Origin of the sequence: Bacillus sp. FSL R9-9492 (assembly GCF_038007365.1) — a bacterium.
In the GTDB taxonomy this organism is placed as follows: domain Bacteria; phylum Bacillota; class Bacilli; order Bacillales; family Bacillaceae_G; genus Bacillus_A; species Bacillus_A mycoides.
Map to the genome: position 1 here is coordinate 1045759 of NZ_JBBOXC010000001.1, position 25563 is coordinate 1071321.

Here is a 25563-nt window from a genome sequence, read left to right on the forward strand (position 1 = left end):
AAATCTGAAACACCCCCTATTGTTTTTGGGGTGTTTTTTACTGAATTTAATTTTTTTTAAAAAAGTAGTTGACGATAAAAATGATTTTATGATATTATAAAAAGTTTGATAAAAAATAACATATATGTTAAGGTTAAGAAAGTTACCATATATGGAGGTGGATTATATGTTTCAAATTGGCGATAACATTGTTTATCCAATGCACGGAGCAGGTATAATTGAAGCCATAGAAGAAAAAGAATTCTCAGGAAAAAAACAACAGTATTATGTTATAAAAATGTCGATCAGTAATATGCAAGTCATGATTCCTATGGGGAAAATATTAAGTTCGAGTATACGCCCAGTTACTGATATACTTGCATTAAAACACATTATACAAATTTTTCAGCATGGAGAATCAGATAAATTATTGCCGTGGAAACAAAGGTATAAAGTGAACACGGACAAAATAAAAACGGGTGAAATACAAGAAGGTGCTGAAGTTGTACGTGATTTAATGCGTATGAAGAAAGAAAAGGCACTTAATACAAGCGAAAAAAAAATGTTGGATAACGCACATGAATTTTTGATTAGTGAACTAGGATTAATTAAAGGAATCACTGAAAATCAAATAAAAAGTTTCTGTTAAGATTCATTATAGATAATGTATTACATCCCCCGAAAATATCCTGAATTTTTCGGGAATATGATGATTATTAAAAGTAAATCATTTCAAAGACATTCAACTTCTTTAACTCACTTTTAGAGTAGGAACCTCTTTTGTTATTACTTCAATCTAATCCATTTTTATTTTTAAATTTCTTTTACGAACGTTCGAAGTTTCATCAAATAACTCGATTAAATAGTCACTTGATTTTGCAATCCTGATTCACACTGGCACGGACAAGGAGCCGTAAGGATGAAAGAGAGGTAGGGCTTTCATTGTTTTAGGTAATATACTATCTAAGTCATTATTTCTAGAAGAAAAAACAATCAATCTCACTGCTATCTTTAAGAGTTCCTTACATCTACTGAGACAGTGAATAATAATTATTTATCTTCTTTACGTAAAATTAATAAACGAACTGGTAACACCATATGGTCAACTACAAAAATGGTTTCTAGACCAGGAAACCATTTTTAATTTCATTTACATAACAATAGTAAATTAAGCAGTAAGAAGGAGTGCACAAATGAAAAAAATGTTAACAAAAGAATTAAGTAATGAATTAAAGAAGCGAGAAGGCGTCATTTCTATTACAGTTGAGTCTTATGAAAAAATTGAAGTTGGTGGAATTCGTGTAGATGGACCAGCTGTTATTCTAATTAATCAAGAATAGCTAAAAATAGTTGAATGAAAGAAGAAAAGGATCAACCTTTAAGAGGAGGGAAGATCCTGTTTGTTTGCTACAGCTAATATGGGATATACATAACTTTTATCTGATGTGTTGGGGTTAAAAGGAAGGAGAGGGTCGGGATTATCATGGTGGAAAGCTTAATATTGGTAGGATTTCTTTTTACGTTATATACATTAGTTGATAAAAAAACAAACTGATTATTTGAAACGATAGATTGTTGCCTTTTTAAGGGCAAGATTTATTTGAGAGTGAAATGGATAATGTAAAGGAGGAATTTAGATGGATGCAAGGAAAGAACGCATAAAATACGAGAAGATGTCAAAGAATTATGATCGTATTTATTTAGTTTCGTTTATCCTATTAATTATACTTGTTTGTAGTAGTGTGATTATCATAGGAGCTACAGGAGGAAAATATGGAGTGTTTTTATTGTTAGCAATTTTACTTAACGCACGTATTACGAAAGAATCTCAGAAAAAGTATGAGCAGTATGCTAACAAAGGGCGTATTTAAAATGACACATATCTTGAAAAGAACAACCTGAATGTACATTCAAAATATCCATATATCATCACCTATTAACTAGTAAAAGTAACTTTATATAAATAATTTTTTAGCAATTTAGAAATAGAAACCGTACCTTATTAAAATGTTATTTCCATTCCTATAATGAATTATCCTTCTAGCATATTTATAAGATTTATATCATATATTGGGAGAAAGAATGCAAGTTAGAAAGGAGTCTTATAGAATGAGTTATTCGGAAGGAAATGACTTGAGTGAACAACATATGGTAAGTGCACCCAATCCCTACGTATATCAGACATTACAATCAGTAATTGGTAAACAGGTGGTTATTGAAACTGTAAGAGGTAATGTAAGAGGAAAGTTAAAAGATGTGAAACCAGATCATTTACTCATTGAAGATACGGTGCCATATATTGTACGCATTCAACAAATTGTATGGATTATGCCAAAACAATAATTAAATTACATCTAATTTAATTTATAACAGATTGGCGTCATAGACGACCCAATAAAAACACAGGGTTTTATCTCTGTGTTTCTTCAAGTTTTCGTTTTTGAATATATGCTTGAGCATGAATAATTTCTTTCTGAAGTTCTGTTAATTCTTCCGTAGATCCTGATTCAATCCTCATGTACGTAGTAACTAGACTAATCATCATATCCATCTTCTCTACTATATTTTGAATGACCTGTTCAGATTGTTCTTTTTTAGGGTGTTGTATTGCTATTAATACATTTTCTAAATAATTGTTCTTTCTTTGCTGGATATCATTAATAAACTGTTTTGTGTTTGAGTTCATTTGTTTTTCCTCCATTTTGTATATATTTCCATTCTATCATATTTGAATAGAAAATATTGGATTCCCCTAAATTCACATCTGTCTCGTACATCTCCTCAAATATACAAACTAATTCCTTAACGTACAGGGAACCGGATAAAATGTGTCTAAATTATGTCTAAACGTACAATTTTCTTTTTTTGATATGGTGACCCCATGCCCATCAACTTAAGAATTTGCTTTACCCCCAAGTGTAAAAAAAACGCCATCCTTTCCTATAAGTCTACAGAAAGAAAGCGTATTTTTTCATTTTAAGGGGTATTTTATTTTGTTAGCTTGATAGCGATGTGGCGGTACCCCATTGCCATCAAGCTAAGATTTTAAAGTACCCCCTAAATGGAATTTTTTTATAGCACCGAAGTTCATTTTTATGATTTTTGGGGAAGAATGTGCTTCTTAACTTGATACCGCAAAAAAACAAACAGGAATGACTATTAAGTCATTCCTGTTCCTTAAAGAAACCTTCTATGGTACTAGTAACTTCCTTGAATGCTTCACCTTGGACACTAGAAATTGATAATCATCCAATTATATTTTTCCACTGTGAATTTACACTATCCCAGTTATCATCCCAATTTTCAGTAATATGCTTATAAGCTTTAAAAGGTTTATCACGACTTGGTGAAACATATTTTAAAGCATCTATCAACTCTACAAACTCCAAAACACTTCAGGCCCTTCTTTTAGAATTGGAGTTACCTCTTCGTTTCGAGATAAAACTTCCATTTAGGTGGTGCTATTAAATTTGAAAAGCTAAAACAAGCATAACCCCGTTCTAAATTTAGGACGGGGTTAAAATATAGTTGTTTAATTTCCGATATAAGATACTTCACTGTACTCAAAAATATAACAATAAAGTCGATTGATAATCTAAGGTTTATTCAGCAATAGCGCCCGATTGCGGAAGACTAAGAAAATGATTATGATTGCTGCTTATAGCTTGTTGAACTAACGCACACGTTACTTTAAGTGAATTGATTCAAAATCTTACTGGGAATTTACCTAAAAAAGCTGAATTAACTTAATAAAAAAAAGGACTCCCTTTTTGGGAATCCAATTCATTTAGTGTCACTTTGGTTAAAGTCTAATCTTCTCGGTTCGCAACACTGTCATTAGCCTCATCGGCACCTTCGCCGACTTTGTTACCCATCGCTCCTCCTGCAACAGCTCCTGCAACGGTACCAAGTGGACCAAGAACAGAACCCAAAGCAGCTCCAGCGACAGCACCGACACCAGTTCCTACCGCTTCGCCAGTATCATTATCAACACGGTTACGTTCGTTTTTATCAGCCACTCATCTCACTCCTTATTTAGAATAGGCAAGTGCATTCCAGCACAATACCTTACATATTTTGACCTATAAGGACAGATTTATGCGAAGTGTTAGAACCCTGAGGATTTAGCAAACCGGCGCTTTACATAGCGATGATCTTGTTCTATGTAATTATTGAAATGTTTGATTGTAGAATGAGTAGTACTTTTATAAAAGTCATTCACCTTTAATTTTTTGAGTGAACAAAGTAAAGAAAGGGCCTTATCTGTTGTCAGAACCGTTGGTTCTCCAAAAGTTTGAACGAGTCGTTTCATAAAAGCATACGCAGATTGTGTATTCCGTTTCTTAAGTTGATGGGCATATGGCGATACCCTTTAATCGTAATCAGCATTATGATAATCGTTATTTAAGCTGGGCACTCTTCCATGGGGACGATATTCTATGTGAAAGGTATTATGTTATTACTTGTACTGAGGCTCTTCATGTTCAATTTGTTGAAGACGAGGATTTAAAGATTCAATAATTTCTTGAGTTTGTTGTGCTGCACCTTTATATAATTGTTTTGCTTGCTTGTTATCAGTATCAAGAACAAATCCTTCTAGGCATGCTTGAGCACCCTTTAATCCAGCGATAGTTTGTTTAAGTTTAGTACTTACTGTCATGTAGTATTCCTCCTTGTAAATGTACTTCAAAATATAGAATGCCTATTTTGTTATCATAATACGATTTCCAATTTTAGGGATGTGCGAATGAGAAATTTTATAGTTAATCATTCAAAGGAGAATTTTTAGCTAATAGATGTATGGAATAGTTTTGTCCCAATAACAAAAACTAACAGAAATAAAACGATAATATATAAAGGAGATTAAATATGCTGAAAAAGATAGGAAGAATTTTCCGAGTATTCCTCTTTTTATTTATCGGTGGATGTTTAGTTCTGTTTGGTTGGGGGGAAATTGACAGAACAATAGCCGAAAAAAATGGGGTATTTAGCCAGAATTCTAGTCAATACCCTATGCGTCAAAGTGATATTACTATGTATACAGATGGGAAACAGTTAAACAATCAATTATTCTCAGATATAGAGAAAGCAAAGCATTACGTGCATATTAACTTTTTTTCTATTGCTGATGATAAAGTAAGTCATCAGTTTCTAGAGCTATTGCGAAAAAAAAGTCAGGAAGGTGTAGAAGTATACTATGCAGTGGACAGGTTAGGTGGAATTTTACTAAAGAAAAAGGAAAGAGAATTATTAGTTAAAAAAGGAGTTCATTTTACATATTACAATAAACCTGTTTTCCCTTATCTTTTTTCTTCTTTGGATCATCGGAATCATCGTCGTATTTCAGTTATTGATGGAAAGGTTGGTTACATTGGCGGATTCAACATCGGAAAGAAGTATTTGGGAGAAAAAGAAAAACTTGGTTATTGGAGAGATTATCATCTTCAAATACGAGGAGAAGGAGTTCAAGATTTAGAACACCAATTTGTATTAGACTGGAATAAAAACTCAGAGAAACCGATTCCGATACACAATGCGTTAAAGGAAAAGGGAGCAACCTCGCAACGATTTACTGCATATTATAGTGGAGAAAAACTTGGGCAAGATTATGCAATGCTGTTTCAACAAGCAAAAGAATCCATCATTATATTAACACCTTATTTTATACCAAAAGACAGAACTATTTGGAACGCATTAGTAGATGCAAGAAAGAGGGGAGTCAGTGTCAAAATTCTATTCTCACCTCATTCGGATGCACTATTAGTTAAAGAAGCAGCATATCCATATATCCGAAAAGCATTAAAACAGGGGATGGAAGTATATGGTTATAAAAATGGGGTGTTACACGGTAAAGTATTTTTGATTGATGAAAAAGTATTGATGGTTGGGACCGTGAATTTTGATTCACGCTCGTTTCATTTAAATGAAGAAATGAACTGTTATATTCATGACCCTATCTATATTTCGAGAATAAAACCAGTGATTAATGCAGACTTACAAAATTCAAAGCAAGTAACATCCTCTGACGTCAATCAATTATCTATAAAAGAAAAAATGAAAGAAAAGGTTGCAAAAATGTTTGAGTATTATTTGTAAAGACAAAGTATTTTTATATTAGGGATATTTTTACATTGCCATCAAGATAAGAAATGCAAATACCCCATATCCATCAAGCTAACAAGGACGAGTTACTCCAAAACGATAAAAACGATCAACATGCATCAAAAAAACCACGCTAAGCAAAAATACAATAAGCTGTCCATATGGGCAGCTTATTGTATTTTTTGTTGAGCACGGGGATTTTTTCATGAAGAAAAGACACCTTATAAGGTGTCTTCCTTCGACTTGGAACATTTTAAGTTTAATAATATACGGTCTCGCCACTTACCTATTAGGCTGAAATTTTATAGTGTTTCTGAACAAAATTTTGTGCTAATTTTGAATCCTTAAGTTGATGGGGATTCTTTTATGTTTTATCATTTTTAAAAAAATCCTTCATTATCTTAGCGCCTTTAATATTCACCGTCACAGCTTCTACTTTATCTTTCTTCTCATCTTTAGCAATCGTAATTTTCTCCTTATTATCAACCCATACAAGAAACTCTTCTTTTGCGTCATCTTTATATGTAACGGTAATAGTAGAATGTGCAGATTCTCTCTTTTTTTGATCTATTGTGATTGTTTTTGGTGTTCCGTTTTGGACTGCTGAAGCGATTGATTGTATCATTTCCTCGTTATCTGTTTGAGATTTGGAACTAGTATTACTTGTTGTACTAAGCATCTCAATGTTGGTAATGTCTGCAGAGTTTAATTGAATGGTATTTTTCGTATTTTCTTGCTTAGTTGTTGGAGTATTGTTTGTAGTAGAAGTGCTTGTACAACCTATTAAAGTGAAAGATAGAACACTTAGAGCGCATATAGATATGATTTTTTTCATAGTATCCCTCCTTACGCTTAATTATAACAATTTTCTGTTATTTTAGGTAGTTATTGTAAGGAGATAATTTTGTAAATCATAGGGAGACATGTTTACTAGTTTTAATGATGTTCGTATGAATAATATGAAGCGTATATATGAAAAATATGCGGTTCATTCTCTATCAAAATCAAAATTCACATAATTTTTTTCATATTTTATGTTTAACATTTCGAAAATGGGTGTATTACATATAATATAACAAATAATTCATTTTAGAGGAGGAAGTTAAAGATGGAAACGAAGTATAGTAAACCTTTTGTATATGAATTTATTACGGAGAAAGAGGTCATGAATGCGGCGAATGATCTAGTGAAGAAAGGAATCGACCAAAAAGATATTTACGTATTAACACATGAGAAAGAAAGGACAGATAGAATCGCAGACAATGCAGACGTGAATACAATTGGAATAAAAGAAGAGGGACTTGGGACAAGTATTATTAATGTTTTTCAAAAAACAGGAGATCAGTTAAGAAATAAGATGCAAGAATTAGGACTTAATGAGGAAGAAGCTAACTTTTATGAAGAAAAACTGGATGAAGGGAAAATCTTGTTATTCGTTAAGGATTTAGAAAGAGTCGGTGAATGGTTACAAGAAAGAAGATGCACGTATTCTATTTAAATTCATACTCTTTAAATCTACAAATCTATTACGAAAAGGAGATTGGAAATATGAGTGAGAGCGGGCTAAAAGAACAAATTACTGGTAAAGTTGAAAAGAAAAAGGGGCAAGTAAAAGAAGGAATTGGTGAAGTTACAGAAGATAGAGAGTTGAAAAATGAAGGGAAGTGGGAGAAGACGAAGGGAACTGTAAAAGAAAAAGTCGGAAAAGTGAAACAAAAGATAAGTGATGGATTGGATAACAAAGAATAATACATGTTTATCAAGCTTTGGTTAAACGCCAAAGCTTGATAAATCCATTATAAAAATATATAGGAGGTCTAATTGTGGGACTTATTATTACGTGTATTGTAGGTGGACTTATTGGTATGTTAGCTGGAATGATTACAGGAAAAGACTTTCCTTTAGGTATAGTTGGTAATGTTATTGCTGGATTAATCGGATCTTGGGTAGGTAGTGCCTTATTTGGTCACTGGGGCCCTGAATGGGGAGGCATCTTTATTCTTCCAGCTTTATTAGGTGCAATCGTCTTTATTTTAATCGTTACATTCTTTTCTAGAATGCTACGGAAAGCGTAAGTATGATAATGAATAGTAATCTTAAGTTTATTATATGTAGCTATAAAGTTAATAAACTGATAAAAATACATAAAAAAGCATCCAATTAAAATAATTTGGATGCTTTTTTAATGTATTTTACATAGGAATCAGTGAGGATGGCCCCACTGATTGAGATTACATATTAAGCTATCGTTACTTTTTTACAATTATTTATTCTTACGACCTGCCTTGGTTCTATATGAGATAAGTCCTCGCTATTACCTATATCAACTACAATTGTATTCGTTAGTATATTAATAATGGAACCAATTAATTTTGTAGCATGATCGTGTCGATAAGAAAATTGAACAAAATCTCCCTTTTTAAAGTTGTGCTCTTCCATAGATAGATCCCCCTAAAAATAATGTTTATACATTATACATACACAAATTTATAAGGTTTAAACATTTGGTAGTATTTTTTTAGTGTTAAGCTGAGAAAGGTGTAGAAAATTTTTTTGTAATTAAAATGAAAAAATATGTTTAAAACTAATTTTTATGGGTAATTAAATAGTAGTAGTTTGAGATAAGGGGGCGGAAATGATGAATTTGGCAATAAATATTTTGCAAAATGATTTAGGTTATACAGTACAACTTAATGGTGAGATTGATGCGTATACGGCATCAGATTTAAAAAATAAGGTAATGCCTATTGCAAGTGAGAAAGAGGTTTATATAGTAGTAGATTTTAATAAGGTAGATTATATGGATAGTACAGGGTTAGGCGTTTTTATAGCTCTATTAAAAGCAATTAAGAAAAATGATGGAAAACTAGAGTTTATTGGTGTATCTAAAAGACTAAAAAGATTATTTGATATTACAGGGTTAACAGAAATATTAAATTTGAATTCCGATTTTGAAAAAGTAGAAAGAAGGTGACTAGGGATGATGGAGAAATTTGAAACGATAGAAATGAAAATTCCTGCAAAAGCAGAATATGTGGCTATTATTCGCTTAACAATGGCTGGTGTTGCGAATCGAATGGGCTTTGCTTATGACGATATAGAAGATATGAAAATTGCTATTAGTGAAGCATGTACAAATATTGTACAACATGCATATAAAGAAGACGTTGGAGAAATTATAATTGTCTTTGGTCTATATGAAAATCGATTAGAAATTATGGTTGCGGATAATGGGGTTAGCTTTAATTTTAATAACTTAAAAAGTAAAGTTGGTCCGTATGATATTAATAAACCAGTAGAACATTTGCCGGAAAATGGTTTAGGTTTATATTTAATAAATACGTTAATGGATGATATACAAATTATGCATGATGAGGGCATGACAGTTTTAATGACAAAATATATACAAAGAGAGCAGGTGGAGAATGATGGAAATCCAATCTCAACCTACAAATCTTACTAAAGAAGACGTTATTAAACTAATTGCAGAATTCCAACAAAACCAATGTGATGAAGCGCAGGAAAGGTTGGTTAATCACTATAAAAATCTCGTATATTCCATTGCATACCGCTATTCAAAAGGTGGGCCGATGCATGAGGATATTATACAAGTAGGGATGTTAGGGCTCTTAGGCGCAATAAGAAGGTATGATTATTCGATAGGGAATGCTTTTGAACCGTTTGCAATACCTACGATAGTAGGGGAAATAAAGAAGTATTTACGTGATAAAACTTGGGGCGTTCATGTTCCAAGGCGAATTAAAGATTTAGGCGGGAAAATTAAACTTGCGATAGAGGAGCTAACAGATCACCTAAAACGTTCACCGAAGATTATAGAGATTGCGAATCATTTAGGACTATCCGAAGAGGAAGTTCTAGAAATTATGGATGCTAAAAATAATTATCAAGTATCTTCCTTAGATGATGTAGTTGAAAATTCATCTGATGGAAGTTCGGTAGCGAGAATTGAATCTGTAGGTGAAGTAGAGCAAGGATATGAACAGACAGAAAGACGTCTCGTTTTAGATGATATTTTTAACGTATTAAATGATACGGAAAAGAGTGTTATTCATTATATATTTGGAGAAAATTTAAATCAAAAGGATACAGGAGAGCGGTTAGGTATTTCACAAATGCACGTTTCTCGTATTAAAAGACAAGCGATAAGTAAATTGAAGCAAGCGGCGTTTTTAGATACATAAAAAATTTAAAATAATTATGTTTAAAACATGAGAAAAGGGGTAGTTATTAAGTATAGGAGGAGATATTAAAATGTCACACGATGTGAAAGAACTAATCGAAGGATTGAATGAAGATTTAGCAGGAGAATACTCGGCAATTATTATGTATAACCATAATGCAGCTACGGTTTCTGGTATATATAGACAAGTGTTAAAACCTTTCTTTGAATCTGAAATTAGTGATGAACAAGGACATGCCCTATATTTAGCGGAGAAAATTAAGACGCTAGGTGGTACACCTACTACGATCCCTTTACCAGTGAAACAAGTAGAAGATGTTAGAGAAATGTTAGAATACGCTAGACAATCAGAATATGAAACAATTAAGCGTTATGAAACGAGAAAAGAACAGGCAGCGAAATTAAATATGACAGAGTTAGTTGTAAAGTTAGAAGATATGATCGCAGATGAAACAAATCATATGGAAGAATTAGATCGCCTTTTAAATGACAAAGCAATGGTGTTAAATTAAAAGTGGAAATTTATAGAGTGAAAGAACAAACTCTCATTTCTAGGGGGTTTGTTCTTTTGCTGTATAAATACGTATGAGTAGGAAATTTTTATTTTATAACTGAGTATGCAATACTAGAAAAATAGAAAATGATAATAGATTTACATTTTAAATAAGAAAAGGGGAAATAACTTGTGTCCATTTTAATTGTCGATGATAATCCGGTTAACATCTTTGTAATTGAAAAAATTTTAAAACAAGCCGGATATCAGGATCTTGTATCGCTTAATTCTGCACAAGAGCTTTTCGAATACATCCATTTTGGAAAAGATTCTTCCAGGCATAATGAAATAGATTTAATCCTATTAGATATCATGATGCCTGAAATTGATGGACTTGAAGTTTGTAGGCGATTACAAAAAGAGGAGAAGTTTAAAGATATACCTATTATTTTTGTAACAGCTTTAGAAGATGCGAATAAATTAGCTGAAGCGCTTGATATAGGCGCAATGGATTATATTACGAAACCTATAAATAAAGTTGAATTGTTAGCTCGTATGCGTGTGGCATTACGCTTGAAATCGGAATTAAATTGGCATAAAGAACAAGAGGAAAATCTTCGTAATGAATTAGATTTAGCTACACAAGTACAAAGAAACTTATTAAGTAGCCCATTAAGAGAAGATCATATAAAAATTGAAGCAAGTTACTTACCTTCATTCAAACTAGCTGGAGATATGTATTATTGGTATAAAATCGATGAAAACCGCTACGGTATTATATTATTAGATGTGATGGGACATGGTATATCTGCTTCATTAGTTTGTATGTTTATTTCTTCTGTATTACGTGAAACGATTAAATGTTTAATCGATCCAGAACTTGTCATTAAAGACTTAAATAAATATATGACTCTTTTACATAATGACAATGATAATATTCCATATTATTTTACAGCAATATACTTAGTAGTGAATACAGAAAATAGAACAATTGAATATGTAAATGCAGGACATCCTTCTGGATACGTTTTAGTTGATGAAGAGAATGTAGTGGAACTAAATCGCGGGAGTTGTGCGGTAGGATTTTTTGATGAAATAAAAGTTGAGAAGACAGTCATACCTTTTGAGAAAAACGCTCAAATATTATTGTTTACAGATGGTGTCCTTGAATCAATTGCAAATGATGAATTTGAGTCTGAAGAAAAGTTGCGTACTTTTACAGAAAGAAAATGGGGAAATTTAGAAGGGGAAATGGAAGGGTTTTATACGGAAGAACAGAAAAAAACACAATCAGATGATATGTGTGTAATCATGATACAAACTACTGCGAAATAAAAAGGGTATGAAATCCAAACATAGGATTTCATACCCTTTTTAATGTATTTTTTGATAGATTTGTTCGTTAGGATTAAATTGGATATAATGCGGCATTATATCTGAGAAACGGAGGGTTTCCTTATTACCTAAAGATAGGAATCCGTTGTTACTTAAACTTTCATAAAATAGTTGTTGTACTTGGTTTTGAAGTTTACTTGTAAAGTAAATTAAAACGTTACGACAAAGTATAATATGAAATTCGTTAAAAGATTGATCGGTTACTAAATTATGCTGTGCAAAAATAATGTTTTGTAAAAGTGATGGATTAAAATAAGCAAAACGATTATCCGTTGAATAATAGTTAGAAAATGCTTGTGTACCGCCAGCTTGTAAATAGTTTTTCGTATAAGTTTGCATTTTATTTAACGGAAGGATGCCTTGTTTTGCTTTTTCTAAAACATTTGTATTCATATCTGTTGCGTAAATAACAGCTTTTTCACTTAATCCTTCTTCGTGAAGTAAGATGGACATTGATAATACTTCTTCACCGGTTGCGCATCCAGCATGCCAAATTCTAATTTCAGGATACTTTTTTAATTCAGGAATAACATGCTCTCTTAACGCTTTAAAAAAAGTAGGGTTACGGAACATTTCAGTTACATTAATGGAGAAATCATTTAATAACTGTTCTAAAAACCCTTCCTCATGAATTACTTTTTCAATTACTTTTGAAATGGTTGGGATATTAGAGAGCTGCATTCGATTACAAATTCTTCTATAAATAGATGTGCGAGCATATTGGCGAAAATCGAAGCCAGATAGTTTAAATACCGCTTCCAATAGTAATTCAATTTCTAAGTTCGTGCGCTTATCCATATCTACGGATGGATCAAAATTATAATACTTATTTTCCACTTAAATTAAACCTCACTTATTTTATTAACCATACACTCATTACCGAATAGAGTTGATGTAAATTTAATGGTTTACTTATATAATCTGAAGCGCCAGCAGATAAACATTTTTCCTTATCATTTGGCATTGCTTTAGCAGTTAATGCGATAATAGGTATTTCATGTAACCCTAAATTCATTCGGATATGTTCCATCGTTTCATAACCGTCCATATTCGGCATCATAATATCCATTAAAATAAGGTCAATATTTGTATTGCTTTTTAGTATTTCTAAACACTCTATGCCGTTTTGTGCAGTAATAATGTTGGCATGTTGTTTTTCTAATGCATTTTGTAATGCAAATATATTTCGATGATCATCATCGACAATTAAAATAGTTTTCTCTTGGAAGACGTTATTTGTTTCTGGAGTAACTATAGTTTCCTCCATAACTTGAGCAGGAATAATGTCATCTATCGTTGCTGCGACTTCTAAATTGGATACTTGTATATCAGTTAACCCATTTGGAAGGTTAGGGATATATACGGTGAAAGTACTGCCTTCTCCTACATTACTCTCTAACGTAATCCAACCACCTAATAATCTAGCAAACTCTTTACAAATAGATAATCCTAAGCCTGTACCACCATATTTCCGAATCGTTGCTCCATCTGCCTGTTGAAAAGCTTCGAAAATAAGTTGATGCTGTTCTGTAGCGATACCAATACCAGTATCTTTTACTGAAATTGTCATCCAATCATTACTTATAGACTGCATTTCATTACTCAAATTGGTTGTTTCTATCGGATTGAAATGTAAAGAGACGGATCCTTTTTCCGTGAATTTAAATGCATTGGATAATAAATTTTTAATAATTTGCTCAATCCGCTTTGCATCTGTATAAAATAAATCAGGAATAATATCACTGTCTTCAATAGTAAATTCGACATTTTTTTGTGCAGCTATATGTAAAAAGTTTTGATGCATATTTGCTGCCATGTCACTTATGTTCGTTGCTTCAAAAATAACATCTAGTTTCCCAGCTTCTACTTTAGATAAATCTAGTATGTCATTAATTAGAGCCAGTAAATCTTTCCCCGATGAATGAATTACGGTTGCTAGTTCAATTTCATCGTCCGATAAATGGTTATCATGATTTTCTCTTAACATTTCAGATAATAGTAAAATACTATTTAATGGTGTGCGTAATTCATGTGACATATTTGCTAGGAATTCTGATTTGTATTTTGAGCTACGTAATATTTCACTTGCTTTTTCTTCTAATTCTGATTTAGTAATTTGTAAGTCAGCTGTCTTTTGCTCGGCCTCTTCAGTTCTAGACTCTAGTCGTTCATTCGTTGTTCTTAATTCTTCGGCTTGCATTTGTAGTTCTTCAGCTTGCGTTTGCAATTCTTCTGATTGAACTTGCAACTCTTCTGTCATTGCTTGTGATTCATGTAAAAGAGTTTGAATTCGCATACGTCCCATAATACTATGGATGGTTAGACCTAGGTTATCAACGGTTTGTTGAATTAAATCTTGATGTAAGTCTGAAATCTCAGTTACACTTACTAACTCCATTACTGCAATCACTTCATCTTCAAATAAGATTGGGACGACTAGTAGGTTTTGAGGGCGTATTTCTAATAAGCCGCTAGTGACATAACGAAATTCTTCTGGTATTTCTCGAAGAATAAAGCTTTGTTTTTCTAAAGCACATTGCCCAATTAAACCTTCACCCATTTTAATGGATTGTTTTCCAATATCAGCACCTTGATCAGCGAAAGAAGCTTTCTTTACATAGTAGACAGTTTCTTCAATTTCTTCACGTACATAGAATGCACCGCAAGAGGTTTGCGTTTTTTGTATAACTCCACTAAGAATTTTTTTACCTAACATCTCAATAGAAGGTATACCTTGATACATTAAAATTAATTCTGCAAGCTCGGTTTGTAACCACTCTCTGTTAGATATTTCGTCTAGTAGGTGGTTCGTTGTATGAGCAAGCTCTTTTATTTCATCCCGCGTGTTTACATGAATTCTTTCAGTAATTTTTTCTTTAGAAGAAATGGATTTAATAGCTTGAATTACGTTTTTAATCGTTTTTGTAATGGAATTCGAAATATAGAGTGAAATGATAATAGAAATACAAGAAAGTAAGAACAATAAACTGTATAACCAAATCTCTAATTTATTATTTTCAGTATCTAATTGTGCAGCTCTTTTTTTCGTTAGTTGCTCTTCTACACCACGGAAGTTAGTTAGCTGCGATTGTAATGACTGAATTTGAGTCGTGTCGATTGCTTGTATGTTATTACTATCATGATTTGTAATGAATGGATGAATCTCTTTATTAATCCAACTATTAATATTTTCGTTAATCTGTTTTAATTTTTCTTGCTGAGAGGGGTTATCCTCTAATAGAGCCAAAAGATCTTGATAATGTTTTTCGTAATCCTTTTCCGCAGTGTTCAGGGATTGCACGTAATTTGCATCATTAGAAGTAATAAATCCGTTCGCTTTATTTTCAATTGTTAGCAATTCTTTCTCCACTTGATTCGTTAAATTAAGAACTTTAAAATCGTGATCAATAATAAAATTACGAGATTTTTGTAAATTGGAAATCTCATTGTTTAACATAATGAAAGAAATAAGTAAGAACAAAATCATAACTAAATAACCAGCCATAATTTTGTAGCGAATACTAAATTTTGCTTTCGATTTCATTAAAAATTCCTACCTTCAAGATTATTAAAAGTTTTCTATTGTAAAGAATGAAAAACGTAATATATATTATATCAGTTTTCATAAGGCCAAACTAGAAATCCCCCTATTGTATTAGGGGGTCTCGTTTTGAATAGAGGAAATCATTTTGAAATATAAAAACATATATGAAAAGTAACGATCGAGGGAATAGGGGGATAATAAAACTTTTAAGAAGGAAAGAGTGTTCTTAAAGCTTTTTTTGCATCTATTCCTTCAAAGATAAATAATACAAGCTCTCTCTTTTTTACAGTAAGGAAAAAGGATATTAATGTGCTTAAGCTTTTAATAGAAGTAAGTGTTCCGTGTTTACTTATAAATAAATTAGTTTGAAATGTTGTCATTAAAGCATAAAAATGATGAATCTGCTTTATTGTAGGTGTTTCATTATAAAGAATAGTAGTAGATTGGATTGCATTCATCGAAATATTCCTTTCTGTATAGTAAGCATAACAATATAAACATACCCGTTTTAAAAAATGTTAAACATATAAATAAGAAAAAATATAATTATAGTTTTTTACGTTTAGAAAGGGTTACGAAGGGTATACATATACTACAAAGAGATTGACTGAAGATGAATTGTAAGATTTCTAGTCTATAAAAATATACTTTTACTTTAAATAAAAAGGAGTCTGGTATACATGAATGAAATGATGATTGATATGACATTTGATTTAATTTACTTGTTAAGTAGTTCGCTTGTAATGCTCTTACTATTCGCTTTTTTCGTAAATGGTTATGTTAATAAGAAGATTAGTGTATACAGAAATGAAGAAAGATAAAGATACATTATATAAAACTTTAGGAGGTTAATAGTTATGAATATAGATAGAAAAATAGTAGGTATTTTTAGAACAATTGATGATGCGGCATTCGTTATTAATGAATTAAAAGATAAAGGATACTCGGCGGGTAACATTTCAGCTATTGCGAAGGATCAAAAGGAAATTGAACATCTGGAAGAAAAATCGGGTGAAAAAGTGAATAGTGAAACGGCACATAAAGCGGATATCTTTTCAGCGACAGGGCTTGTGGCAGGAGGAGTAGCAGGCGGAATCGGTGGTTTATTAACAGGTCTTGGTATACTTGCCGTTTCTGGAATGGGTCCAATCGTAGCAGCGGGACCTATCGCAGCAGCTATTGGAGGAGCCGGTATTGGCGGAGGAGCTGGAAGTTTAATAGGAGCATTTATCGGATTAGGAATTCCCGAAGAACATGCTAAGAAATATGAAGAATACATTTACGATGGAAATATATTAATTTTAGTAGATGCAAAATTAGATGATAAGTTAGAAATCTATAAAATATTTGATAAGCATAATGCCTATAACTCTGATTTCTTTAAATAATATTTACTTCACATATCAATTATGCAAAATGTAAACATAGTGAATATCGTTTTTTGATCTTACAACTTTGGCGCGGCCGAGGAGTCGTATGACTATAAGAGAGGAAGGGCTTATAGTAAAAGATCAAGTTCTATTCTGTTATCCCGCTATTTGTGGGCAGTAAGACCCCCACCTCAAAATTCAGCGAAAGCAAAGAAGTTAGGTGGGGGTCGGGCTGCCCGTAAAAGCCCGATTGGTGAGGGCTGATAATCAGTGGGGGATGAACAAAACCCCCACTGATTAAAGTTTCACTTTATTGAAAAGGGAAGAGGTGTCTTTTCGTGATTGTAAAAATATTAAAGGATAGTAGTAATAGTTTCCTTTGTACGGTTCAAAATAAAAATGGAGAGAAGTATGTGAAGAAATGGTTTAGTAAACATGAAAACAATGAAGAATTAGGGCGACCAACCTTTAAAGAAGTAGAAAAGGACTGGAAAGAAAATAGAGAATCATTTGTGTATCCCAATATTAAAGCGCTTCATTCTTACAAAACTGTCACATTCATGTAAGGTAATTGAATAGATTCGTTACTTTTTTCATGTCATAATAAAGACATAAGAAAGCTAATCAAAAAACTATAAGTTATTAGGAGAGTGTCAGTCATGATTGTAACAACAACGTCTGGAATCCAAGGTAAAGAAATTATTGAGTATATTGATATTGTAAATGGTGAAGCTATTATGGGTGCAAATATTGTTCGTGATTTATTTGCTTCCGTTCGTGATGTTGTCGGTGGCCGTGCTGGTTCTTATGAAAGCAAGCTAAAAGAAGCTCGCGATATCGCGATGGATGAAATGAAAGAACTTGCAAAACAAAAAGGTGCGAACGCTATCGTTGGTATTGACGTAGATTATGAAGTTGTTCGCGATGGAATGTTAATGGTTGCTGTAAGTGGTACAGCTGTACGTATATAATTAAATAAAAAACAGGCTCACCCCTTGAAGCTTATGCTTTAAGGGGTTTTTTTTGTTTTCAAGTAGTAGAAGTAAAAAGAATGAGCTTGATCCTTTAGGAAAAAGCTCATTCTTTTTATTTAAGCTATAAGATCTTTTGCTTCTACTTTCTTTTTGTTCATGACTAAAGTTAAAATGAACAAAATTAAGCTTAAAAGTGCCATTATAATAAAAACTTGCGTATAACCATCAAAATAGTCACGAGCGATTCCTGCTAAGACTGGAATAAATCCACCGATAATGTATCCTCCGGACTGCATCATAGCAGTCCATGCACTCGCATCTTCTGAGGTTTTTGTTTCATATAGCGGTAGCATGAGAGCGAGTGGGAATACGCCGCCGAGCCCGATACCTAGTAAAATAGAAGGGATCCATGGTGTAGTTAGTGGGTAAATCATAAGCGATAAACCTATGAGTACGAAGCATATACTCCCTAATAACCAAAGTGCTCGGTTTTTATAAATATCCGCTAATGTTGGAATTAAAAAGCTGCATATCATTTGAACAACTGTAAAAACAGTTATGAGAGTACCAGCTTGTTCGCTACTGACACCCATACTTTGATTTGCTGGCGCAAGCCAAGTAGTAATAGAATAAAAGATTCCTGATTGTAGTCCGAAAAAGATTGTAAACAACCATGCTTTTTTATTTCTTAAAGGTAAACTATTATTCTTTTTATCTTGTGTACTCGTATTCTTTTTTCGTTTCATAACCGGATACCAAAATATAATAGCGATAATAGTAAGTACACCCCAAAAAGCGAGTGCCATATTCCAATCGTCTTTTAATACATGTTGTAAAGGAATCGTTAACCCTGCACTTAAAGAAGCGCCAGTCCCCATACCTACTGAATATATTCCAATCATTAAGCCGATTTTCGTAGGGAATTTTTCTTTAATAAAACCTGATAGTAACGGACCTGCAAGTGCAATTCCAATGCCGATAAATAAAGAGCTCGCGAATAATGTGGAAATGGAAGAGGTAAAAGCCCTCATACATGTAGCAAAGCCAATTAAAATAAGACAAGCCATAATTGCTTTTTCTGCCCCATATTTTTTAATTACCTTCCCAGTCAGTAAGGCGAATGTCCCCATACAAAAAACAGGAATAGCTGTTAAAAAACTAACGGAAAAATTGCTTATATTTAAGTCTTGTCGGATGGTTTCTAATAAAGGTGAAATAGATGTAATTCCGATACGTAAATTAATGGAAACAAAAAATAGTGCTAGTATATACAAATAAGTTCGTCCTTGATGTTTCAATTTGATTTTCTCCTCTCATAAACATCAGATGTTATTGAGTATATCATCTGATGTTTAAGTGTAATATATAAGGAGCTTATTTCAGCTCCAAATTTTGAACGGCGTATGTTCGTGCCTCTTCGGCATTTTGTTTTAAAATAGCTTGGAATAATTTTTCATGAATTTCAGAGTTATCTTCATAGTTCACTGTATTTAATATTAATTGGCTTAAAATGTGGCGAAGGGCAGGTACGAAAGATTGATACAAATCAAGTAGAACTTCGTTTTTGCTCGCCTTTGCAATTGCTAGATGAAACTGAATGTCTGCATCTATGTATGCTACATAATTTCCTTCTTGAAGGGCATGTTTTCTTTTATTCAAATGTCCTTTTAAGTATAAAAGATCTTCTTCACTTCGGCGCTGTGCCGCTAACATCGCTACTTCTTTATCTAACATATTTCTTGCTTCATACACATGATTAATATTAGCTGCTTGCAGTCGTTTTTCAAATGAATCTTGCGTTGTATTGAGTGAGACAATACGAGTACCTTGTCCTTGTCGAACCTCTAATATGCCAGCATGTACTAATATCTTTATGCTTTCTCGCAGTGTTGAACGTCCTACTCCTAACTCTTCCATTAATTGCGGCTCTGTAGGGAGGCGATCGCCAACTTCATACTCGCCAGAAAAGATTTTCTCTTGTAGACGTTCCAACACTTCATCGACTAATTTCCGCCGAGAAACTTTTGAAAAAGATTTCTTTTCGTTTATATTCATCTGCTCATCTCCTGTTATATTCGCTTTTATGATAACCAATTTAAGTTCTGTTGACAATGTTATTTTTTAGGTAGTTGAAGCCGGGATACTAAAATAGGGTTTATAAGACATAAAAAAATCTATTTTGAAAAAATCAATCAAAATAGATCTTTCAATAGCATTTACTAACTCGTCAAAAAAACTTTCCCCTTCGTTTTCTCAGCAGACTGCACGACATCAACCGCTGTTTTCACATCCGCTAAGTCATATGTAGAATGTACCGTCATAAAACGTAATTGCTTGTTTTCCACTAAGCGAATTAAGTGACGAAACGTTTCTTGCCATTTATATGGTGATACTTCTTTATTCCAATGTCGTAAATGAAATATGTTCGCGTGCACTTTTGCTTTCGTGACAATCTCTGACCAGTTTACTTGTATACCTGATAGAAGGCCGATAGTTAAAAAGCGCCCATTTGGACGTAAGGAGAAAGCTAATTCATTTCCATCTGGTCCCCCAATAGAATCAATCGCAGCATCTGCACCGATCCCGTTTGTTAATTCCATAACTGTTTCATAAAGCGGGGCAGTGGAAGTATCTATTACATATTCAGCACCGAGCTGAAGTAATTCCTCTGTATGTTTATTATTTCTCGTAACAGCAATTAATCGGAAGTTTAAAATTTGTGATAACTGTGCAAAAAGATGCCCAATAGCGGATCCACAAGCATTCACTAATAAAACATCATTTTGTTTTAAGTTTAGCGTTTCTGTGCATGTGACCCACGCCGTAAGGGGATTAATATACATTTGTGCCGCTGTGAAATCATCGATGGAATCAGGAATAGGAACTACAAAATCAGCTGATGTTGTAACGAACTCTTGCCAAGTACCTTCTCCGCGTAAAGGTAAAACACGTTTACCGATAAGATCTCTAGTAACGCCCGCGCCTACATCTTCTACAATACCAACACCTTCATAACCAGGGATGTTAGGTAAAGGGATTCTATGTGCATACGCTCCGGTTACGGGAATTAAGTCAGATGGATTAATCGGTCTAACTAACATACGAACTAAAACTTCATTATCTTTTAATGGTTCTATATTTTTATATTCAACTTGTAATACATCTTTTGGGTTACCAAACTTATGAAATTGAATGTATTTTCCGTGCAAGATAAACGTTCCCCCTTAGTTTGATTGGGTTAATTATAGCATTTTTGGTTTAAATGATTATTTCATTAGCACTAAATAAAAGGGAACAGAAAGTCGTCGTTTATACTTTGAGGAGATTTTGATTGTGCAAACTTTTAAAATATACATTAATTATGTAGCATTGTATGGATTGCTGAATAATAATCTTACATAAACATCAATGCATTTCGATATACAATATTTCATATTTGTATTTGGTAATGAGGATGAAGAGGAATCAGTGACTTATCCCGCTATTTGTGGGAGTCGGGCTGTATGTAAAAGCCTTCACTTTATCAAAATGTAAGTTGCATCTTGTATAATGTAATAGTGGAGGTCAGATATGAAAAAAATAAGTTTAAATATAGATTTGGATACAAATGTATTGGAAGTGGTATTTATTCCAAGAAGGTTTATTATTTTATGGGTTACACTCGTATATATAGCTTCAATGCTTTTAGAATTTCGTAATAATATTTTCTCTATGGATAGTTTTTTCTTTACAATAGTCATTGTTATTCATACTATTTTTCATTGGTATGCGAGTTCATTAAAAAATAGGCAATTGTTGTACTTCTTTTTTGTACAACTTTTCATTGTGTTTTTGGCTGCATTTATTGCAACAAATGCTTCGATAGCGATTTTTGTTGGATTAACTCCTATTTTAATCGCCCAAAGTTTATATGTTTATAACAATATATTTAAAGTAATGGCAGTTTTTACTCTTATGTATGCAATATTTTGTGCTGCAATTAGTATCAATTATGGTGTGAATAAATTAGCTATTCTTATCTCTATGTTTCTTTTAGTGTTAGCAATTATTATTCCTTTTTCTTATATTAATAAGCAGCAATTTGATGCACGTAATCGTATACAGAGCTATATTCAAGAGTTAGAGTCTGCATATATGAGAGTGGAAGAATTGACATTAGCTAATGAAAGGCAGCGTATGGCAAGGGATTTACATGATACGTTAGCGCAAGGTTTAGCAAGCTTAATTATGCAATTGGAAGCGATAGATGCCCATATGCAAAAAGGGAATACAGGACGATCTCAAGAGATTATGAAACAAACTATGATAAGAGCGAGACAAACTTTACATGATGCAAGGTTGGTTATTGATGATTTGCGTCATACTACTAATTCATTTAATGGAGCAGTAAAAGAAGAGATTCAACGTTTTTCTGAAGCTACGTCTATACATGTGAGATTTACTATCCAAAGTCCACCGTATATTTCAAGCGTAGTAAAAGAGCACTGCTTATATGTAATTAGTGAATGTTTAACGAATATCGCAAAACATTCACAGGCAGCAGATGTAAATTTAAATGTTGAATATATCGATGATCTTGAAAAACTTACTATTGAAGTTGAAGATAATGGAATTGGTTTTGACACTAGATATATCGGTAAGAATCCTGGACATTATGGTTTAATTGGTCTAAATGAGCGTGTTCGATTGATTAAGGGAGAAATACATATATTGAGTGAAAAGATGAAAGGTACGAAAGTGTATATTCAAGTGCCTATAAATAAAGAAGGAGATAGCCATGAAACATAACGTATTAATTGTAGATGATCATTTCGTTGTAAGAGAAGGTCTGAAATTAATAATAGAAACGAGTGATTCATTTCAAATTATAGGTGAGGCTGCAAACGGAGAAGAAGCCCTTTCTTTCATAGAAAAGAAGAAACCTGATGTCATTTTAATGGATTTGAATATGCCTAAAATGAGTGGTTTAGAAACAATTGAGGCTTTGAATGAAAAACAAAACCATACGCCGATTATTATATTAACTACTTATAACGAAGATGAATTAATGTTACAGGGAATTGAGTTAGGGGCAAAAGGATATTTGCTAAAAGATACGGATCGTGAGAATTTGTTTCGAACATTGGAAGCGGCTATTCGAGGTGAGATTTTACTACAACCAAATATTATGGAAAAGATAGTGAAGTATAAAAGGAAAGAAGTACATGCTGATAAGGTTGCAGAAAATAACTTAACGGTTAAAGAATTGTTTGTGCTGAAAGCTATTGCGCGCGGATATAAGAATAAAGAAATTGCATTTGATATGGGAATAGCTGAGCGAACGGTAAAAGCATATTTAACAAATATATACAATAAATTAGGTGTTAATTCACGGTCAGAAGCAGTAGCTGTATCTATTGAAAGGAAGTTAATTCATTTTTAAAACATTATATATGCCCAATCGTACATTATAGGCTTGCCCTTTTGTACGATTTTTTTATTTCTTTCTCATGTTATGCTTCAGAAAGTATGAGAGATTTAAGAACAATCTAATTGCATTACAATTATAGACGTTTCTAATGTAGGAAAGGAAGAAGAATAATTAAATGGAAACTTTGCTTTTAATTCCTGTATTAATTTTCTTTATTTGGCTGCAAAGCAAACAAAGAAAAATAAACTGGATAGATATTATAACTTTTCTCATGATGATAGGGATTATTACTTATACGGCGCCGCAACCAATAACTAAGGATTTACAAGCAGAGCTACTGGCAGTTACGCTTTTTTCTTTTGCTATTGGTGTTTGGCAAGGTGGGGGAATTACAGTCTGTTATGAGGATGAAATTTTATATATTACAAATGGAAAACAGTATTCCATTTCATGGATTCTCTTAATAATTGGCAACATAATTATTATTAATATATTTGAAGGTGGATTTACATTTAATGGATCGTGGTTTCTTTTGTGTGGTGTTGTCATTACATCTGGGGTGAAAAACAGTATTCTATGTGTTCTGTACAAATTAACAGTGCGAAATTGAATGGAAAACCAAAGCTGTTTTCTTTTACCCCAACATAAAACGTATTGCTGTAAGTTCATTAAAAGACCGTAGTTGATAAAAAATGAGATGGAAGTATTGGAAGAATGGGGGAGTTAACGTAGATGTTTCTACCTATTACTACATTTGATAGGTTTAGTTGGCTGGGGAATGTTGCTTTCTCTTCAGAAAAGACTAGTAGGAATCGAGCGCTATCGAGGGCTGAAGAAAGAGATGTTAATTTGTGTAATAAGAACTGTATAGGTTCAGTTAATAATATGCATCAAAAAATAACGATAGATTCTGTGGAATATGGTGATAATTGTGTATTGGGCCGTGCAGAACCTCATTCAACAATTGTCATAACGAGTGGCGATATGTATGTTGGAAGCGGACCGGTTAATAAGTATGGAGAATTTAAAATATATACAAATGATTATCTGGAAGAGTATTCGGTAATAGAGATTCAGTTGATAATGGGCGGTTTCTATCAAGGAAGTATAACGGTAAAGTTAAGGTATGATGATTTCCTTTTTATTTAGTAAATAAAAAGGAAGCAACCGTAGTCGCTTCCTACATCTATTAAGCCGAAGCTTTCTTCATTCTCTCAAGTAAACTAGATAAAATATGTGTACGATAAGATTCTAGTTTTTTACCTTCGTAAGTACGAATCCCTAATTTTTTAAGTTCTTTTACATACCAACCTTTGCTTCCGAAATACATGTGATCGCTCCCCTTCAACTTTGTTTATTTGTCCTGATTGTACTTGGAGGTACGGGTAATATAATGAAGGAAATGAATTTCGCGCGAAAATGGTTAACTTTGTTGCAAAAGACATATATACTAAGGATAGTATACAACGAGGTGGGCAAGACGTGATTATAGAGAAGCACGAAATTCAAATTGACCAAATTACGAGCGGTAAAGTGAATATCTTTACTTTCTATAGAAATAGAAAGCAAGTTGATGATCATTTTTTACGATTACAAGAACCATCGCTTACAGCAAACTACTTCTTCCATTTTCATTTTGATGCAGAGAGCTTGCATCTTCTGCAGGAAGAGTTTCCAGGCGTATATCCGTACGACCGTAGTGACACGATTCACGACTGGACGGAAAAGATGAAAGCGGAATTGCAACATCAGATCCAAACAGGTAAATGGAATAAACGCGTACGTATCGGTAATCGCATTCTAGATGTGGTGTTTACGTGGTGTGACGAAGATATAGTAGAGTGAAAAAGAAGCGGATGACGCTTCTTTTTTTAGCGCTGGAATAAAACGAGCTTACCTGCAGAAGATGTGCAGCGATGTGTTTTTTCGTACAATCCTTTTTCTTGTAAAATAGATTCACCTTTTGCTTTCGCTTCTTTTTCAGTTGCTGCCTCGAATGATTCGTCTAATGCTTTTGAACCATCTTTTTCAAAGACTGTTAGAACGTATACTCCCATGAAAATTCCCTCCAATAATTAAAATCAGAATCTTATAA

Annotated in this window: 35 protein-coding genes and 2 pseudogenes; 22 read left to right on the plus strand and 15 right to left on the minus strand. The window is 32.9% G+C overall.

All coding sequences use genetic code 11. The features are described from left to right. Positions 1 to 166: 166 nt before the first annotated feature. The 4 genes from MKY70_RS05220 (at position 167) to MKY70_RS05235 (ending at position 2322) form a co-directional block, all read left to right on the plus strand. The gene (locus MKY70_RS05220; RefSeq protein ID WP_002166152.1) at positions 167 to 628 is read left to right on the plus strand and encodes a CarD family transcriptional regulator; all 462 of its coding nucleotides are present in this window, start codon (positions 167 to 169) and stop codon (positions 626 to 628) included. Positions 629 to 1172: 544 nt separating this feature from the next. Further along, positions 1173 to 1319 (plus strand): BC1881 family protein, encoded by a 147-nt coding sequence (locus MKY70_RS05225; protein WP_000738551.1) that lies wholly within the window; start codon positions 1173 to 1175, stop codon positions 1317 to 1319. A 297-nt stretch (positions 1320 to 1616) separates the two neighbouring features. After that, complete coding sequence (locus MKY70_RS05230; protein WP_088031431.1) at positions 1617 to 1850, plus strand: hypothetical protein; 234 nt, start codon at positions 1617 to 1619, stop codon at positions 1848 to 1850. A 238-nt stretch (positions 1851 to 2088) separates the two neighbouring features. Continuing rightward, positions 2089 to 2322 (plus strand): YuzF family protein, encoded by a 234-nt coding sequence (locus MKY70_RS05235; RefSeq protein ID WP_088031430.1) that lies wholly within the window; start codon positions 2089 to 2091, stop codon positions 2320 to 2322. 67 nt (positions 2323 to 2389) lie between these two features. On the opposite strand, the gene MKY70_RS05240 is transcribed toward MKY70_RS05235, so the two are convergent. The 5 genes and pseudogenes from MKY70_RS05240 to MKY70_RS05260 all read right to left on the minus strand — a co-directional run bounded on the left by MKY70_RS05240 (position 2390) and on the right by MKY70_RS05260 (position 4639). Beyond that, positions 2390 to 2665, minus strand: coding sequence for a hypothetical protein (locus tag MKY70_RS05240; protein WP_113733930.1), 276 nt, complete (start codon positions 2663 to 2665; stop codon positions 2390 to 2392). 478 nt (positions 2666 to 3143) lie between these two features. Further along, positions 3144 to 3353, minus strand: a pseudogene (locus MKY70_RS05245) (hypothetical protein). A 435-nt stretch (positions 3354 to 3788) separates the two neighbouring features. Beyond that, positions 3789 to 3998 (minus strand): glycine zipper domain-containing protein, encoded by a 210-nt coding sequence (locus MKY70_RS05250; protein WP_000764047.1) that lies wholly within the window; start codon positions 3996 to 3998, stop codon positions 3789 to 3791. 92 nt (positions 3999 to 4090) lie between these two features. After that, positions 4091 to 4324: pseudogene (locus MKY70_RS05255) on the minus strand (DDE-type integrase/transposase/recombinase); the annotation flags it as partial. A gap of 114 nt (positions 4325 to 4438) precedes the next feature. After that, a complete protein-coding gene (locus MKY70_RS05260; protein WP_088030966.1) occupies positions 4439 to 4639 on the minus strand; it encodes a DUF1657 domain-containing protein in 201 nt (66 codons plus the stop codon). A 209-nt stretch (positions 4640 to 4848) separates the two neighbouring features. Here MKY70_RS05260 and MKY70_RS05265 point away from each other — a divergent pair, with 209 nt between their 5' ends. Next, positions 4849 to 6075, plus strand: a complete 1227-nt coding sequence (locus MKY70_RS05265; RefSeq protein ID WP_341023569.1) for a phospholipase D-like domain-containing protein — start codon at positions 4849 to 4851, stop codon at positions 6073 to 6075. 370 nt (positions 6076 to 6445) lie between these two features. On the opposite strand, the gene MKY70_RS05270 is transcribed toward MKY70_RS05265, so the two are convergent. Further along, the gene (locus MKY70_RS05270) at positions 6446 to 6916 is read right to left on the minus strand and encodes a hypothetical protein (protein WP_341023570.1); all 471 of its coding nucleotides are present in this window, start codon (positions 6914 to 6916) and stop codon (positions 6446 to 6448) included. 273 nt (positions 6917 to 7189) lie between these two features. Here MKY70_RS05270 and MKY70_RS05275 point away from each other — a divergent pair, with 273 nt between their 5' ends. The 3 genes from MKY70_RS05275 (at position 7190) to MKY70_RS05285 (ending at position 8156) form a co-directional block, all read left to right on the plus strand. Beyond that, positions 7190 to 7579, plus strand: a complete 390-nt coding sequence (locus MKY70_RS05275; protein WP_000448809.1) for a general stress protein — start codon at positions 7190 to 7192, stop codon at positions 7577 to 7579. Between the two features lie 50 nt (positions 7580 to 7629). Then, the gene (locus MKY70_RS05280; protein WP_000004264.1) at positions 7630 to 7830 is read left to right on the plus strand and encodes a CsbD family protein; all 201 of its coding nucleotides are present in this window, start codon (positions 7630 to 7632) and stop codon (positions 7828 to 7830) included. 74 nt (positions 7831 to 7904) lie between these two features. Beyond that, a complete protein-coding gene (locus tag MKY70_RS05285; protein WP_000522906.1) occupies positions 7905 to 8156 on the plus strand; it encodes a GlsB/YeaQ/YmgE family stress response membrane protein in 252 nt (83 codons plus the stop codon). 163 nt (positions 8157 to 8319) lie between these two features. Here MKY70_RS05285 and MKY70_RS05290 read toward each other — a convergent pair whose 3' ends face one another. Next, entirely contained in the window at positions 8320 to 8520 is a 201-nt protein-coding gene (locus MKY70_RS05290; RefSeq protein ID WP_107887136.1) for a methyltransferase, read from the minus strand. A gap of 196 nt (positions 8521 to 8716) precedes the next feature. Here MKY70_RS05290 and rsbV point away from each other — a divergent pair, with 196 nt between their 5' ends. From rsbV to MKY70_RS05315, 5 genes are all read left to right on the plus strand, one after another. Then, on the plus strand, positions 8717 to 9055 hold the full coding sequence (gene rsbV, locus MKY70_RS05295; protein WP_002011067.1) for an anti sigma b factor antagonist RsbV: 339 nt from the start codon (positions 8717 to 8719) through the stop codon (positions 9053 to 9055). Positions 9056 to 9061: 6 nt separating this feature from the next. Further along, positions 9062 to 9544, plus strand: a complete 483-nt coding sequence (gene rsbW, locus MKY70_RS05300) for an anti-sigma B factor RsbW (RefSeq protein WP_341023574.1) — start codon at positions 9062 to 9064, stop codon at positions 9542 to 9544. Further along, positions 9507 to 10283 carry an RNA polymerase sigma factor SigB gene (gene sigB, locus MKY70_RS05305; RefSeq protein WP_341023576.1) on the plus strand — a complete coding sequence of 259 codons (777 nt, stop codon included), beginning with the start codon at positions 9507 to 9509 and terminating at the stop codon, positions 10281 to 10283. Before rsbW ends, sigB begins: the two co-directional genes overlap by 38 nt. A 70-nt stretch (positions 10284 to 10353) precedes the next feature. Next, entirely contained in the window at positions 10354 to 10794 is a 441-nt protein-coding gene (locus MKY70_RS05310; RefSeq protein ID WP_000017756.1) for a ferritin-like domain-containing protein, read from the plus strand. 173 nt (positions 10795 to 10967) lie between these two features. Beyond that, positions 10968 to 12110, plus strand: a complete 1143-nt coding sequence (locus MKY70_RS05315) for a fused response regulator/phosphatase (protein ID WP_341023577.1) — start codon at positions 10968 to 10970, stop codon at positions 12108 to 12110. A 39-nt stretch (positions 12111 to 12149) separates the two neighbouring features. On the opposite strand, the gene MKY70_RS05320 is transcribed toward MKY70_RS05315, so the two are convergent. The 3 genes from MKY70_RS05320 to MKY70_RS05330 all read right to left on the minus strand — a co-directional run bounded on the left by MKY70_RS05320 (position 12150) and on the right by MKY70_RS05330 (position 16172). After that, a complete protein-coding gene (locus tag MKY70_RS05320; protein ID WP_241875470.1) occupies positions 12150 to 13007 on the minus strand; it encodes a CheR family methyltransferase in 858 nt (285 codons plus the stop codon). Positions 13008 to 13023: 16 nt separating this feature from the next. Then, the gene (locus MKY70_RS05325; protein ID WP_341023579.1) at positions 13024 to 15714 is read right to left on the minus strand and encodes a response regulator; all 2691 of its coding nucleotides are present in this window, start codon (positions 15712 to 15714) and stop codon (positions 13024 to 13026) included. Between the two features lie 206 nt (positions 15715 to 15920). After that, the gene (locus MKY70_RS05330) at positions 15921 to 16172 is read right to left on the minus strand and encodes a hypothetical protein (protein WP_002168986.1); all 252 of its coding nucleotides are present in this window, start codon (positions 16170 to 16172) and stop codon (positions 15921 to 15923) included. A gap of 222 nt (positions 16173 to 16394) precedes the next feature. Between MKY70_RS05330 and MKY70_RS05335 the strand changes: the two genes are divergently transcribed. From MKY70_RS05335 to MKY70_RS05350, 4 genes are all read left to right on the plus strand, one after another. Continuing rightward, positions 16395 to 16535 carry a hypothetical protein gene (locus tag MKY70_RS05335; RefSeq protein WP_201025615.1) on the plus strand — a complete coding sequence of 47 codons (141 nt, stop codon included), beginning with the start codon at positions 16395 to 16397 and terminating at the stop codon, positions 16533 to 16535. Positions 16536 to 16571: 36 nt separating this feature from the next. Further along, complete coding sequence (locus tag MKY70_RS05340) at positions 16572 to 17102, plus strand: general stress protein (RefSeq protein WP_341023581.1); 531 nt, start codon at positions 16572 to 16574, stop codon at positions 17100 to 17102. A gap of 320 nt (positions 17103 to 17422) precedes the next feature. Then, positions 17423 to 17650, plus strand: a complete 228-nt coding sequence (locus MKY70_RS05345; protein WP_241875472.1) for a DUF4028 family protein — start codon at positions 17423 to 17425, stop codon at positions 17648 to 17650. Between the two features lie 93 nt (positions 17651 to 17743). Then, on the plus strand, positions 17744 to 18055 hold the full coding sequence (locus tag MKY70_RS05350; protein ID WP_000637510.1) for a YbjQ family protein: 312 nt from the start codon (positions 17744 to 17746) through the stop codon (positions 18053 to 18055). A 119-nt stretch (positions 18056 to 18174) separates the two neighbouring features. Here the strand turns inward: MKY70_RS05350 and MKY70_RS05355 are convergent, their stop codons facing one another. From MKY70_RS05355 to MKY70_RS05365, 3 genes are all read right to left on the minus strand, one after another. Further along, complete coding sequence (locus MKY70_RS05355; protein WP_341026357.1) at positions 18175 to 19362, minus strand: MFS transporter; 1188 nt, start codon at positions 19360 to 19362, stop codon at positions 18175 to 18177. A gap of 70 nt (positions 19363 to 19432) precedes the next feature. Next, positions 19433 to 20113 (minus strand): FadR/GntR family transcriptional regulator, encoded by a 681-nt coding sequence (locus tag MKY70_RS05360; protein WP_016093163.1) that lies wholly within the window; start codon positions 20111 to 20113, stop codon positions 19433 to 19435. A 164-nt stretch (positions 20114 to 20277) separates the two neighbouring features. Continuing rightward, entirely contained in the window at positions 20278 to 21267 is a 990-nt protein-coding gene (locus MKY70_RS05365; RefSeq protein ID WP_341023582.1) for a zinc-dependent alcohol dehydrogenase family protein, read from the minus strand. 361 nt (positions 21268 to 21628) lie between these two features. On the opposite strand from MKY70_RS05365, the gene MKY70_RS05370 reads away from it, so the two are divergent. From MKY70_RS05370 to MKY70_RS05385, 4 genes are all read left to right on the plus strand, one after another. Next, positions 21629 to 22846 carry a sensor histidine kinase gene (locus MKY70_RS05370; protein ID WP_002087213.1) on the plus strand — a complete coding sequence of 406 codons (1218 nt, stop codon included), beginning with the start codon at positions 21629 to 21631 and terminating at the stop codon, positions 22844 to 22846. Continuing rightward, positions 22836 to 23480 carry a response regulator transcription factor gene (locus tag MKY70_RS05375; RefSeq protein WP_341023583.1) on the plus strand — a complete coding sequence of 215 codons (645 nt, stop codon included), beginning with the start codon at positions 22836 to 22838 and terminating at the stop codon, positions 23478 to 23480. Before MKY70_RS05370 ends, MKY70_RS05375 begins: the two co-directional genes overlap by 11 nt. A 163-nt stretch (positions 23481 to 23643) precedes the next feature. Next, on the plus strand, positions 23644 to 24078 hold the full coding sequence (locus MKY70_RS05380; RefSeq protein WP_016101665.1) for a hypothetical protein: 435 nt from the start codon (positions 23644 to 23646) through the stop codon (positions 24076 to 24078). Positions 24079 to 24200: 122 nt separating this feature from the next. After that, entirely contained in the window at positions 24201 to 24617 is a 417-nt protein-coding gene (locus MKY70_RS05385; protein ID WP_002140696.1) for a hypothetical protein, read from the plus strand. A gap of 40 nt (positions 24618 to 24657) precedes the next feature. Here the strand turns inward: MKY70_RS05385 and MKY70_RS05390 are convergent, their stop codons facing one another. Next, complete coding sequence (locus MKY70_RS05390; RefSeq protein WP_000273535.1) at positions 24658 to 24798, minus strand: YflJ family protein; 141 nt, start codon at positions 24796 to 24798, stop codon at positions 24658 to 24660. A 152-nt stretch (positions 24799 to 24950) separates the two neighbouring features. On the opposite strand from MKY70_RS05390, the gene MKY70_RS05395 reads away from it, so the two are divergent. After that, positions 24951 to 25313, plus strand: coding sequence for a hypothetical protein (locus tag MKY70_RS05395; RefSeq protein WP_002064091.1), 363 nt, complete (start codon positions 24951 to 24953; stop codon positions 25311 to 25313). Positions 25314 to 25339: 26 nt separating this feature from the next. Here the strand turns inward: MKY70_RS05395 and MKY70_RS05400 are convergent, their stop codons facing one another. Beyond that, complete coding sequence (locus MKY70_RS05400; protein ID WP_000539551.1) at positions 25340 to 25525, minus strand: YhzD family protein; 186 nt, start codon at positions 25523 to 25525, stop codon at positions 25340 to 25342. Positions 25526 to 25563 lie beyond the last annotated feature (38 nt).

What these genes read in the sequence shown, in the direction of transcription:
- MKY70_RS05220 (WP_002166152.1), top strand. Translation starts at nt 167, where the DNA reads ATGTTTCAAATTGGCGATAACATTGTTTATCCAATGCACGGAGCAGGT.
- MKY70_RS05225 (WP_000738551.1), top strand. Translation starts at nt 1,173, where the DNA reads ATGAAAAAAATGTTAACAAAAGAATTAAGTAATGAATTAAAGAAGCGA.
- MKY70_RS05230 (WP_088031431.1), top strand. Translation starts at nt 1,617, where the DNA reads ATGGATGCAAGGAAAGAACGCATAAAATACGAGAAGATGTCAAAGAAT.
- MKY70_RS05235 (WP_088031430.1), top strand. Translation starts at nt 2,089, where the DNA reads ATGAGTTATTCGGAAGGAAATGACTTGAGTGAACAACATATGGTAAGT.
- MKY70_RS05240 (WP_113733930.1), bottom strand. Translation starts at nt 2,665, where the DNA reads ATGAACTCAAACACAAAACAGTTTATTAATGATATCCAGCAAAGAAAG.
- MKY70_RS05260 (WP_088030966.1), bottom strand. Translation starts at nt 4,639, where the DNA reads ATGACAGTAAGTACTAAACTTAAACAAACTATCGCTGGATTAAAGGGT.
- MKY70_RS05265 (WP_341023569.1), top strand. Translation starts at nt 4,849, where the DNA reads ATGCTGAAAAAGATAGGAAGAATTTTCCGAGTATTCCTCTTTTTATTT.
- MKY70_RS05270 (WP_341023570.1), bottom strand. Translation starts at nt 6,916, where the DNA reads ATGAAAAAAATCATATCTATATGCGCTCTAAGTGTTCTATCTTTCACT.
- MKY70_RS05275 (WP_000448809.1), top strand. Translation starts at nt 7,190, where the DNA reads ATGGAAACGAAGTATAGTAAACCTTTTGTATATGAATTTATTACGGAG.
- MKY70_RS05280 (WP_000004264.1), top strand. Translation starts at nt 7,630, where the DNA reads ATGAGTGAGAGCGGGCTAAAAGAACAAATTACTGGTAAAGTTGAAAAG.
- MKY70_RS05290 (WP_107887136.1), bottom strand. Translation starts at nt 8,520, where the DNA reads ATGGAAGAGCACAACTTTAAAAAGGGAGATTTTGTTCAATTTTCTTAT.
- rsbV (WP_002011067.1), top strand. Translation starts at nt 8,717, where the DNA reads ATGATGAATTTGGCAATAAATATTTTGCAAAATGATTTAGGTTATACA.
- rsbW (WP_341023574.1), top strand. Translation starts at nt 9,062, where the DNA reads ATGATGGAGAAATTTGAAACGATAGAAATGAAAATTCCTGCAAAAGCA.
- sigB (WP_341023576.1), top strand. Translation starts at nt 9,507, where the DNA reads ATGATGGAAATCCAATCTCAACCTACAAATCTTACTAAAGAAGACGTT.
- MKY70_RS05310 (WP_000017756.1), top strand. Translation starts at nt 10,354, where the DNA reads ATGTCACACGATGTGAAAGAACTAATCGAAGGATTGAATGAAGATTTA.
- MKY70_RS05325 (WP_341023579.1), bottom strand. Translation starts at nt 15,714, where the DNA reads ATGAAATCGAAAGCAAAATTTAGTATTCGCTACAAAATTATGGCTGGT.
- MKY70_RS05330 (WP_002168986.1), bottom strand. Translation starts at nt 16,172, where the DNA reads ATGAATGCAATCCAATCTACTACTATTCTTTATAATGAAACACCTACA.
- MKY70_RS05335 (WP_201025615.1), top strand. Translation starts at nt 16,395, where the DNA reads ATGAATGAAATGATGATTGATATGACATTTGATTTAATTTACTTGTTA.
- MKY70_RS05340 (WP_341023581.1), top strand. Translation starts at nt 16,572, where the DNA reads ATGAATATAGATAGAAAAATAGTAGGTATTTTTAGAACAATTGATGAT.
- MKY70_RS05350 (WP_000637510.1), top strand. Translation starts at nt 17,744, where the DNA reads ATGATTGTAACAACAACGTCTGGAATCCAAGGTAAAGAAATTATTGAG.
- MKY70_RS05360 (WP_016093163.1), bottom strand. Translation starts at nt 20,113, where the DNA reads ATGAATATAAACGAAAAGAAATCTTTTTCAAAAGTTTCTCGGCGGAAA.
- MKY70_RS05370 (WP_002087213.1), top strand. Translation starts at nt 21,629, where the DNA reads ATGAAAAAAATAAGTTTAAATATAGATTTGGATACAAATGTATTGGAA.
- MKY70_RS05375 (WP_341023583.1), top strand. Translation starts at nt 22,836, where the DNA reads ATGAAACATAACGTATTAATTGTAGATGATCATTTCGTTGTAAGAGAA.
- MKY70_RS05380 (WP_016101665.1), top strand. Translation starts at nt 23,644, where the DNA reads ATGGAAACTTTGCTTTTAATTCCTGTATTAATTTTCTTTATTTGGCTG.
- MKY70_RS05385 (WP_002140696.1), top strand. Translation starts at nt 24,201, where the DNA reads ATGTTTCTACCTATTACTACATTTGATAGGTTTAGTTGGCTGGGGAAT.
- MKY70_RS05390 (WP_000273535.1), bottom strand. Translation starts at nt 24,798, where the DNA reads ATGTATTTCGGAAGCAAAGGTTGGTATGTAAAAGAACTTAAAAAATTA.
- MKY70_RS05400 (WP_000539551.1), bottom strand. Translation starts at nt 25,525, where the DNA reads ATGGGAGTATACGTTCTAACAGTCTTTGAAAAAGATGGTTCAAAAGCA.